Source organism: Kitasatospora sp. NPDC057223 (assembly GCF_042669755.1).
Lineage (GTDB): Bacteria > Actinomycetota > Actinomycetes > Streptomycetales > Streptomycetaceae > Kitasatospora.
The window spans coordinates 1-9,513 of the sequence record NZ_JBHUWW010000215.1; the positions used below are offsets into that span (position 1 = coordinate 1).

Annotated in this window: 9 protein-coding genes; 8 read left to right on the forward strand and 1 reads right to left on the reverse strand. The window is 72.8% G+C overall.

Translation table 11 applies throughout. From position 1 onward, the window contains the following. A partial coding sequence (locus ACFUK0_RS38360; RefSeq protein WP_380258402.1) for a methylmalonyl-CoA mutase family protein occupies positions 1-308 on the reverse strand: 308 nt, incomplete at its 3' end. A gap of 792 nt (positions 309-1,100) precedes the next feature. On the opposite strand from ACFUK0_RS38360, the gene ACFUK0_RS38365 reads away from it, so the two are divergent. The 8 genes from ACFUK0_RS38365 (at position 1,101) to ACFUK0_RS38400 (ending at position 9,360) form a co-directional block, all read left to right on the forward strand. Beyond that, complete coding sequence (locus ACFUK0_RS38365) at positions 1,101-1,478, forward strand: hypothetical protein (RefSeq protein ID WP_380258404.1); 378 nt, start codon at positions 1,101-1,103, stop codon at positions 1,476-1,478. Further along, complete coding sequence (locus ACFUK0_RS38370) at positions 1,475-2,668, forward strand: CaiB/BaiF CoA transferase family protein (protein WP_380258406.1); 1,194 nt, start codon at positions 1,475-1,477, stop codon at positions 2,666-2,668. Before ACFUK0_RS38365 ends, ACFUK0_RS38370 begins: the two co-directional genes overlap by 4 nt. Positions 2,669-2,809: 141 nt before the next feature. Next, entirely contained in the window at positions 2,810-3,304 is a 495-nt protein-coding gene (locus ACFUK0_RS38375; protein ID WP_380258408.1) for a flavin reductase family protein, read from the forward strand. Positions 3,305-3,453: 149 nt separating this feature from the next. Further along, complete coding sequence (locus ACFUK0_RS38380) at positions 3,454-4,641, forward strand: zinc-binding alcohol dehydrogenase family protein (RefSeq protein WP_380258410.1); 1,188 nt, start codon at positions 3,454-3,456, stop codon at positions 4,639-4,641. Then, positions 4,638-6,275, forward strand: coding sequence for a bifunctional 3-(3-hydroxy-phenyl)propionate/3-hydroxycinnamic acid hydroxylase (locus ACFUK0_RS38385; RefSeq protein ID WP_380258412.1), 1,638 nt, complete (start codon positions 4,638-4,640; stop codon positions 6,273-6,275). The genes ACFUK0_RS38380 and ACFUK0_RS38385 overlap by 4 nt, the downstream gene beginning before the upstream one ends. Then, positions 6,272-7,417, forward strand: a complete 1,146-nt coding sequence (locus tag ACFUK0_RS38390) for a DUF3500 domain-containing protein (RefSeq protein WP_380258414.1) — start codon at positions 6,272-6,274, stop codon at positions 7,415-7,417. The genes ACFUK0_RS38385 and ACFUK0_RS38390 overlap by 4 nt, the downstream gene beginning before the upstream one ends. Positions 7,418-7,502: 85 nt before the next feature. Next, positions 7,503-8,366, forward strand: a complete 864-nt coding sequence (locus ACFUK0_RS38395; RefSeq protein WP_380258416.1) for a fumarylacetoacetate hydrolase family protein — start codon at positions 7,503-7,505, stop codon at positions 8,364-8,366. Between the two features lie 268 nt (positions 8,367-8,634). Further along, positions 8,635-9,360, forward strand: a complete 726-nt coding sequence (locus tag ACFUK0_RS38400) for a GntR family transcriptional regulator (RefSeq protein ID WP_380258418.1) — start codon at positions 8,635-8,637, stop codon at positions 9,358-9,360. Positions 9,361-9,513 lie beyond the last annotated feature (153 nt).

A 9,513-nucleotide genomic window follows, 5' to 3' on the forward strand; every position in this document is an offset into this window, starting at 1 on the left:
GGGTCCGGATGGGCATGACGCTGACGCACGTCCCACCCGCCCAGCACCGAACCCTCGGCCCTGCCACCCCGCACGAACGGCGCAAAACCCGGGTAGCCGGAATCAACCGCCGTGTCGTCGGCGGTATAGAGAGGACGGGCACGAACGCCGTCCTCGATATCAGTGGTGAGAGCATCCTCGGCCGCGAATCCGGAGAACTCCTTGCCGGACCTGCGCAGGACACCCTCCACGAGGAGGTGCCACTGCTCACGTGTGCTGTCGGGGAACTCGGCGGCGAGAGTTGGCCCGTCGTGGGGCAGGACTGTCATGGAGGTCCTCACAGAGGCGCTGGACGTGATGGTGGGGTGGCAGGGCGGCCGGCGGGGCCGGGGAGCGGCCGCGCGTGTCGTCGCCCCGTACCCGACGGATGCGTGGGTGTCGGAAGCCGGGGGCTGGGAGCCGGTGCGTTCGGCAGTGCCCGAAGTGGACGGGACCCGCACCGCCCCACGGTGTGCCGCCACGTAGTCGGAAGCGTCTGCACCGCGCCGGCGTGCTGGCCCGTCACGCCTGAGGGTGGGGGGCGTGACGGGCCCCGCAGGGCGTGGTGCGGTCAGGCTACTCAACAGGAGCCACGCCAAAGATGTCAACACTTTTGCAGTCGACGTGTGAGGATGCGGCCTGTCTTCGCGGGCAGTGTCCGATGGCGTAATTGCCCTGAGCCTGCTCGGCCGGGCGGGTCCGCGTCGGCTTCCCCATTCTCGGGCCTTAATGAGCCCGCCCCAAAATGTTGACATCTTCGCTACGGCTCGTATCGTGGTGTCCCAGCCGCCACCCTCTTCGGCCGGGCCCGTGAGGGCCCGTCGAAGGCGGCCCGGGGCAGGTGTCCGTCAAGGGCCGCACCTGCACCCCACCGGTGAGGACGCGGCCGGCGCCGTCATCGTCCGCCGCGTCCTCCCGCCCCGGAACCGTGCGGGCAGCCGTTGCCGATGCGCCCGTTGCCGGCCCGCCCCGTGCCCTGTCGCCGACAGTGCCACTGCCACTGCCACTGCCACTGCCACCGCCACCGCCACCGCCACCGCGAGCGCCTGACCCGCCGCCCGGCAGAATCGAGTACCACCACCGTGCCGATCGACATCATCCAGCTCACACAGGCCCAACCCTTCCAGCCCGTCGGCCACCACGGTGTCGCCCCCGTCCACCTCTTCGGCGGCGAGCACTACGACGGCGCGGTGACGGTCGCCCTGTCGCACTACCTGCCCGGCGGCGGGGCCGACCTGTCACCCGTCCCGCTGGAGACGCTCTACCTCGTGCTGACCGGCACCCTGACCCTCCTCGACGGTGACGGCGGCACCCATGTCCTGACCGCCCTCGACGGGGCGCGGCTCACGACCGGAACGGTTCGCAGCGTCGAGAACCGCACCAACCTCCCCGCGAGCATGCTGGTGATCCGCCCGAACCCGGACAGCCCGCAGGCGACCGCCCCCGAGGCCCGGTCATGACCGGCCCGCTCGGCGGACTGCTCGTCGTCGACCTCACCCGCGCACTCGCCGGACCGCAGGCCGCGATGATGCTCGGCGACCTCGGAGCCCGCGTGATCAAGGTGGAGAGCCCCGCCGGGGACGACACCCGCTCCTGGGGGCCGCCCTTCGTCCGCATCGGTGACGGGACGCCCGAGTCGACGTACTTCCTGTCCTGCAACCGCAACAAGGAATCGATCACCCTCGACCTGAAGCGCGACGAGGACGCACTGGTGCTGGCCCGGCTGATCGAGCGGGCGGACGTCCTGCTGGAGAACTTCAAGCCGGGCGCGCTGGAGCGGCTCGGCTTCGGCAGCGCACGGCTGATGGAGCTCAACCCGCGCCTCGTGCTGCTGTCGATCAGCGGCTTCGGGCACGACGGACCGGAGGCCCACCGGGCCGGGTACGACCAGATCGCCCAGGGCGAGGCCGGACTGATGTCCCTCACCGGTCCGGACCCGGCCGACCCGCAGCGCGTCGGCGTCCCCATCGGTGACCTGCTCGCCGGCATCAACGGCGCGTTCGGCGTGCTGGCCGCCCTGCGGGAGCGCGACCGCACCGGTCGGGGACAGGTCGTCCGCACGTCCCTGCTGTCCGCCGTCGTCGCGGCCCACGCGTTCCAGGGAACCCGCTGGACGGTGGCGGGCGAGGTCGGCCGTGCGCAGGGCAACCAGCACCCGACCATCGCCCCGTACGGACTGTTCCGCTGCGCGGGCGGAAGCGTGCAGCTCGCCTGCGGCAACGACGGCATGTGGCACCGCCTCTGTGCCGCGTTCCACATCGCCGCGGACGACCCGCGCTACGCGACGAACGCCGACCGCACGGCGAACCGGGACAGCCTCACCGCACTGCTCGAAACCGTGTTCGCCGCCCACGAGCCGGAAGCGCTTCTCCAGCGGCTCGCCGAGATCGGCATCCCCGCCGGCCGGGTCCGCACCCTCGACGAGGTCTACGAGTGGGAGCAGACGCGCTCGCAGCAGCTCCTCCTCGACGTCGAGCACCGGAGCCTGGGCAAGATCACACTGCCCGGATCGGCCCTGCGGACCTTCAGCGTCGACGCCACGGGCGCGGAGACCGAGACGACCCGCGTCGACCACGTCGCGCCACCCGTCCTCGACGCCGACGCCGACGCCATCCGCGCGTGGCTGGACGACGCCCCGGCCCGGACCTGAGCCCGCGAGGCGGCCGGGTGCCGGTTCCCGTGATCCGACGCCACGCGGCCAGACCCGCGGCATGACCACCGATGACACCCGGGCGACCACGCCCGGACCGACCTGGGCGAGCGCTGGGCGCCGGCCGGAGAAGGAGTTCCGATGAGAGACATCGAGCCGGTGACGGCCCCGGAGCAGCTGCGGCGGGCCTTCGGGTGCTTCCCGTCGGGCGTCACCGCCCTGTGCGCGCGGCGGGGCGGCGAGCCGGTGGGGCTGGCCGCGAGCTCGTTCACGGCCGTCTCGATGGACCCGCCGCTGGTGTCGGTGTGCATCCAGCACTCCTCCACCACCTGGCCGAGGCTGCGCGAGCAGCCCCGGCTGGGGCTGAGCGTGCTGGCCGAGGGGCAGGAGGACATCTGCGCGCGGCTGGCGAGCAAGGCGGGCAACCGCTTCGCGGGGACGGACTGGTACTCCTCCGGTGAAGGCAGCGTCTTCGTCGACGGCGCCACGCTGTGGCTCGACTGCGCGATCTACGAGGAAGTCCCCTTCGGGGACCACGACATCGTGCTGCTGCGCATCCTGGGGCTCAGCGCGTCCCCGGACACCTCCCCGCTGGTCTACCACTCCAGCCGCTTCCGGAGCCTGGCCGGCATCTGAGCGGCGCCCGCGCCGTCCCCCGGGACGACCACCGCTGCCCACCGCCGTCGGACAGACCCCGTCGACGACGTCGTCCCGGCACGGCCGGTCCGGGGGCCGAGTGGTCAGGACCAGCGGCGTCAGTGCCCCGACCCTGAAAGTAGAGATCCATGCCGCGTAACGGAAGATCCAACCCCGACGGCGGAGCCGCCCCGGCTCCCGCCTCGTCCGGTGAGCCGGAGGAGATCACGGCCGCGATCGTCGACGCCCCCGGCGCCGAACCCCGGCTGGGTACGGTCGTGCTGCCGTCGCGGACGGCCGGCACCACCCTGGTGGCCGTGGTCGCGGCCCCCCTGAACCCGCTCGACCTGGTGATCGCCTCCGGGACGTTCCACTCGGCCCGCCACGAGGACCCCTACGTCCCGGGCAGTGAGTGCGTGGGCGTCGTGCTCGACTCCGACCGCTACCCCCTGGGCTCCTGGGTCTACGCCGAGTGCCATGCCTCGCCGGCCACCCCGGGTACCTTCGCCACCCAGGTGCTCGTCGCCGACGAGGACCTGCTGCCGCTGCCCGAGGGCCTCGATCCGGTGCGGACCGCAGCCGTCGGCAACTCCGGCACGGCGGCGTTCATGCCGCTGATCGAGAACGCCGGCCTGCGGCCGGGAGAGACGGTGCTGGTACTGGGAGCCACCGGCGCGGTCGGGCAGCTCGCGATCCAGGTGGCGCGCCGCAGCGGAGCGGGGCGCGTGGTCGGGGTCGCCCGGGACCGGGCGGCGCTGGCGCGCCTGCTGCCGCTCGGCGCGGACGCCGTCGTCGAGCTGCGCGCCGACGAGGGCGCCGACGAGCTGGCGGAGCGTCTGCTGGCGGTGACCGGGCCGGTGGACGTCGTCCTCGACGGTGTGTACGGGACGCCGCTGGAGGCCGCGCTCCAGGTGTGCGCGCCACGGGCGCGGGTGGTCAACATCGGCAACCCGGCCGGCGCGACCGCGCGGATCCCGGCCGGGCTGCTGCGGGGCAAGCAGCTCACCCTGTCCGGCTTCGCCGGCCTGCACACCCCGCTGCGGGACAAGCAGCCGGCCCTGACCTGGCTGTGGAGCGCCCTCGCCCGCGACGAGCTCCAGGTCGAGGTCCGCACCTTCCCGCTCGACGAACTCCCCTCCGTGTGGCGGGAGCAGGCGCTCTCGCCGCACGCCAAGTGCGTCGTCCTGCCCGGAAGCGCCCACCGCCCCCGATCCGTCCCGACCCGACCGGAGCACACGACCGTGACCCCCGCCCCCGTACTCCCCGACCCCGCGCCGGCCGCCGGCCGGCCGGCCACCGCCGCGGACAGCCTCGGCGCGGGGGAGTCGGCCTCATGACCACGCCACGAGAGCCCGACTCCGCCGCGCCCCTGCGGCCCGTCGTCGACTGCCTGGTCGTCGGCGGCGGCCCCGTCGGCCTGCTGACCGCCGTCCTCCTCGGGCAGGCCGGGCTGCGGGTGACCGTCGTGGAGCGCCAACCGCAGCGGTATCCGCTGCCGCGGGCGTGCACCATCGACCACGAGGCGCTCCGCATCCTCCAGGCCGCGGGGCTGATGGACGACCACGCCGGCCTCTTCGAACCGTCCCGGGGCGAGCGGGGCGGGTACGAGTTCCGCAACGGCGAGGGCGAACTCCTGCGGGCCATCGACTGGAACCGGCCCGCCGAGTCGGGATGGGCGAACACCAACGGCTTCTACCAGCCCGACCTGGAGGCGGCCCTCGAAGCCCTCGCGGTCGCGACGCCCGGCGTCGAGGTGCACCGCGGCTGGACCTTCCAGGACCTCGCGCAGGACCAGGACGGAGTGTCCGTCCAGGTCACCCCCACCGGGCAGCCGGCCGGGGCCGTGCAGGTCCGCTCGCGGTGGCTGGTCGGCGCCGACGGGGCCAACAGCCCGGTCCGCTCCCGGCTGGGCATCGAGGTCGGGGACTCGGGGTTCGAGGCCGACTGGCTGGTGGTGGACTACCAGCCGCTGGCCGAGGAGAACTGGAGCGCCTTCGTCACCCAGTACTGCGACCCGGCGCAGCCGGCCACCGCCGTCAACAGCGGCCCGGGACGGCGGCGGTTCGAGTTCATGCGCCGCGCGGACACCACCGTCGAGGAGCTGGGCCGGGACAGCACGGCCTGGCGGCTGATGGCGCCCTGGGGCGTGACACCGGAGACCGCCCGGCTGGAACGGCACGCCGTGTACACGTTCCGGGGGCGGTGGGCGCGCGGCTGGCGCGAGGGGAACACCTTCCTCGCGGGTGACGCGGCCCACCTCATGCCCCCGTTCCTCGGGCAGGGCCTCTGCGCGGGACTGCGGGACGCCCGGGCGCTCACCTGGCGGCTCGGCATGGTGCACCAGGGCCTGGCGTCGCCGGATGTCCTCGACACGTACGGGCCGGAGCGCACCGGACACGTCCGGAAGATCATCGACGAGGCGGTGGCCGCCGGCCGGGTCATCTGCGAACTCGACGCCGGCCGGGCGGCCGCCCGGGACGCCGAGATGAGGAAGCTGTCGGGCGACCCCGGCGCCGCCGCCCAGGAGCCCCCGCACCCCCGGCTGGGCGAGCCCTCGCTGACGGTCGCGGGCAAGGACGCCGACGGGCGGCTGGCACCGCAGGGGCGCGTCCGGGCCGGCGACCGGACGGGCCTGTTCGACGATGTCGTCGGTGGCGGCTGGCAGCTGATCAGCCGTGCCGGGGACCCTGCCGCGCTCCTGGGCGCCGAGGACGTGTCCTGGTTCCGGCAGATCGGCGGCGTGATCGCCGACGTGTCGGACGAAGGTCCGGTGCAGGATCTCGACAATGCCTACGGGCGCTGGTTCACCGAGCACGACTGCGAGGTGTTTCTCGCCCGGCCGGACTTCTACGTGTTCGCGGCCGGCGAGCACACCGACATCCCCCGTTTCGTCTCGCTCCTGCGCCGGGCCGTCCAGCCGGCCGCACAGGACGGGGTCCTTCCACGAGGAAACCAAGGAGGAACGTCATGACGACGCCGCATCCGCATCAGCATTCCGACGGTGGGCTCCCCGCGGTGCACCGGCCGCGAGCGAACGGTTCGTTCGACGCGACGCTGATCACGTTCGCTGCGATGGGGTTGTTCGACGCCCTGAGCGGCGACCAGCGCGCGCGGGTGCTGCTGCCCCACGCCGACCCCGGCCGCACGCACTGGAACTTCCTGCCCGAGTCCGGCCGGCACGGCCTGCCGCTCGGTGAGCTCGACCGCGGCCAGGAGGTGCTGGCGCACCGGCTGATCGCGGAGTCGATGTCGATCCCGGCCTACGCCCGCGTGGTCCAGGTGATGGCCAACGAGCACCTGCTCCGCGAACTCAACCTGCCCGTGTTCGGGCACGTCGCGGCCACCTTCCGCGACGCCCGCGGCTACTTCCTCACCTTCTTCGGGCAGCCGCAGCCGGACACCACCTGGGGCTGGCGGCTGGTCGGCCACCACCTGTCGCTCAACGTCACCGTCGTCGACGGGGACCTGGTCAGCGCCACCCCGTTCCTGCTCGGCGCCGAACCCGCCGGCTTCGGCCCCTTCCGGATCCTGGGGGAGGAGGAGGACTCGGCCTTCGCCCTGCTCGACAGCCTCACCGGCTCCCAGCAGCAGGAGGCGATCATCCACTCCAGGCCCCCGGCGGACTTCGTCACCCGCACCGTCGAGACCATCGGCGAGGTCGAGTACCCCGCCTACCACGGTGTCGGCCGCCGCGACGCGATGATCACCGACGAGGACCGCAAGGCCCTGGCCTACTTCCGGGCCCATCCCCGTGGCGTCCGGGCCGGTGATCTCTCCGCCCTTCAGCGCGGGCACTTCGACGAGCTGCTCGCCCGCTTCGTCGAGCGCGCCCGGCCGGGGCTGGTGGGCTTCGAGATGGACCGCATCGCGGCCGCCGGCGGCGTCGAGGAGCTGCGCTTCGCCTGGGCCGGCGGCACGTCCGTCGAACAGCCGCACTACTTCCGGATCCAGGGCCCCGTCACGCTCGTCGAGTTCGACAACGCCGAGGACAACGCCAACCACGTGCACAGCGTCTGGCGCGACCCCTCGAACGACTTCGGCGCCGACCTGTTGATCCAGCACCACCTCGACCACGACCACACCGGCCCGCACCAGGATGACGCCGTCATCTGACCGGCGGGATCACCGTCTCGGCACACCGGCCATCAACGTCAAAGGGGTCCTGGGCCAAGGCCCGGCGACCGGAAAGGGAAAACCAGTGAGAATCGTGGGCGTCCGGCGATCACACACCGACTCCGCCGTGGAGGTCGCGGCCCTGTCCGAACAGGGCGACGAAGTCACCATCGTCGCCCCCCTCGCGGACTTCTGGGCCGACCCCGCGCGGCACCTCTCCCAGCCGCCCGCCGGCCCGACGCTCGCCGTCGCCTCGGTCGAGCGGGTCCCGCCGGTGCTTCCCGACGCGCGCGTCTTCTGCATCGGGCTCAACTACTCGGACCACGCCGCCGAAGGCAGCTTCCGCGACGAGGAACTGCCGCCCTACCCCACCCTGTTCGCCCGGTGGCCGCAGTCCCTGAGCGTGGACGGCGCCGAGGTCCCCGTGCCCTCCAACGAGGACGGGCTGGACTGGGAGGGCGAGGTCGTCGCCTGGGTCGGAGCCCCGCTGGTCGACGCCACCCCGGAGGAGGCGCAGGCGTCGGTCGTCGGCTACTCCGCGTTCAACGACCTGACCGCCCGCAGGGCGCAGAAGCTGACCTCCCAGTGGATCCTGGGCAAGAACGGCGACCGGTCCGGCCCGATCGGCCCGATCGTCCCCGCCGCCGAGGTCGGTGACCTGAAGCAGGGCCTGCGGCTCCAGACCCGCGTCAACGGCGAGACCGTCCAGGACGCCCGCACCGACCGGATGATCTACTCCGTCGGGGAGACGCTGTCCCTCATCTCGCACACCCTGACCCTGCGCCCCGGCGACCTCCTCGCCACCGGCACTCCGGCGGGCGTCGGCTACGCCCGTACCCCTCCCCGGCTGCTGCAGCCGGGAGACGTGGTCGAGGTCGAGGTCGAACGACTGGGCACGGTGCGCAACACGGTCGTGGGCAACGAGCACCGCTCGGCAGGCAACTCCTGACCCCACCGCCGGCCGCCCGACGGACCGGCGTCCGGCTCCGCCCGGGCAGAATGTCAACACTGTGCCGTCGCCCCATGGGGGTGAGGTCCGGCTCATCCGCATGAAGGCGGGCGGTCAGAGGGAAACAGGGCGCCGGTCGGAGCGGAGCCACCGGCCAAAGTGTCGGCAGGTTTGCGGCAGACGTCGGATACGGTGGTACTTGCAGCTCGTCCGGGCGGTTCGTCGAACCGCCCGGACGCCGTTTGGAAACGCGAAGGGCCGACCTGCGATGACAGCACAGTCAGCTGAGGTGGTGGACAAGCTCGTCCACCCCGACGAAGTGAGCAGGGCCCACCATGCGCTGCGACGCGCGATCATGCACGGCGACCTGCGCGCCGGCGACCCGCTCTCGCAGGTCGAACTCGCCCGGAAACTCGGGGTGAGCCGCGGCCCCCTGCGGGAGGCACTGCGGATCCTGCAGCGTGAGGGCTTCATCCAGCAGGAGTCCCAGCACCGTGCCCGGGTCGCGGCATTCAGCGACGAGGACCTCGACGAGCTCTACGCCATGCGGATCAGCCTCGAATCGCTCGCGATCGGGATCGCGGTCCCGCGCATGAGCGAGGCCCACCTCCGGAAACTCGACCAGCTGCTGCTGGACATGGACGAGAAGGCGACCGCCGGGGACGTCGAGCAGTGGGAGTGCCCGCACGAGGAGTTCCACCGCGCCCTGGTGCATCCGTCCGGCCCGCGCATCGAACGTGAACTCGCCCTGTTGTCGGACCACGCCACGCGCTACCGCCTGGCCTTCGTCTCGTGGAACCCGCTCGAATGGCAGGCGGGGACGAGTGAGCAGCACCGCACGATCGCCGAGGCGGTGAAGTCGGGTGACGCGAGTGCCGCCTCCTCCGCACTCGCGGCCCACCTCGGCCGCACCGCCCTCGTCGTCCTCTCGATCGCCTCGCCCACGTACGAGCCCGTCCGGATCCGCAGGGCCCTCGCTGCCGCGTGCGGCTGACGGCCGCACCCGCGTCGGCGCTGCCGATCGGCGGTGGTCAGTCTTCGGTGCCGGTTGTGGGCAGTTGGGACTGGATGAGGTTCATGACGCTGCTGTCGGCGAGGGTGGTGGTGTCGCCGACCTCGCGGCCTTCGGCGATGTCGCGGAGCAGGC

Coding starts and splice junctions, on each gene's coding strand:
- ACFUK0_RS38385 (WP_380258412.1), top strand. CDS start 4,638: ATGACCACGCCACGAGAGCCCGACTCCGCCGCGCCCCTGCGGCCCGTC.
- ACFUK0_RS38390 (WP_380258414.1), top strand. CDS start 6,272: ATGACGACGCCGCATCCGCATCAGCATTCCGACGGTGGGCTCCCCGCG.
- ACFUK0_RS38375 (WP_380258408.1), top strand. CDS start 2,810: ATGAGAGACATCGAGCCGGTGACGGCCCCGGAGCAGCTGCGGCGGGCC.
- ACFUK0_RS38400 (WP_380258418.1), top strand. CDS start 8,635: ATGACAGCACAGTCAGCTGAGGTGGTGGACAAGCTCGTCCACCCCGAC.
- ACFUK0_RS38380 (WP_380258410.1), top strand. CDS start 3,454: ATGCCGCGTAACGGAAGATCCAACCCCGACGGCGGAGCCGCCCCGGCT.
- ACFUK0_RS38370 (WP_380258406.1), top strand. CDS start 1,475: ATGACCGGCCCGCTCGGCGGACTGCTCGTCGTCGACCTCACCCGCGCA.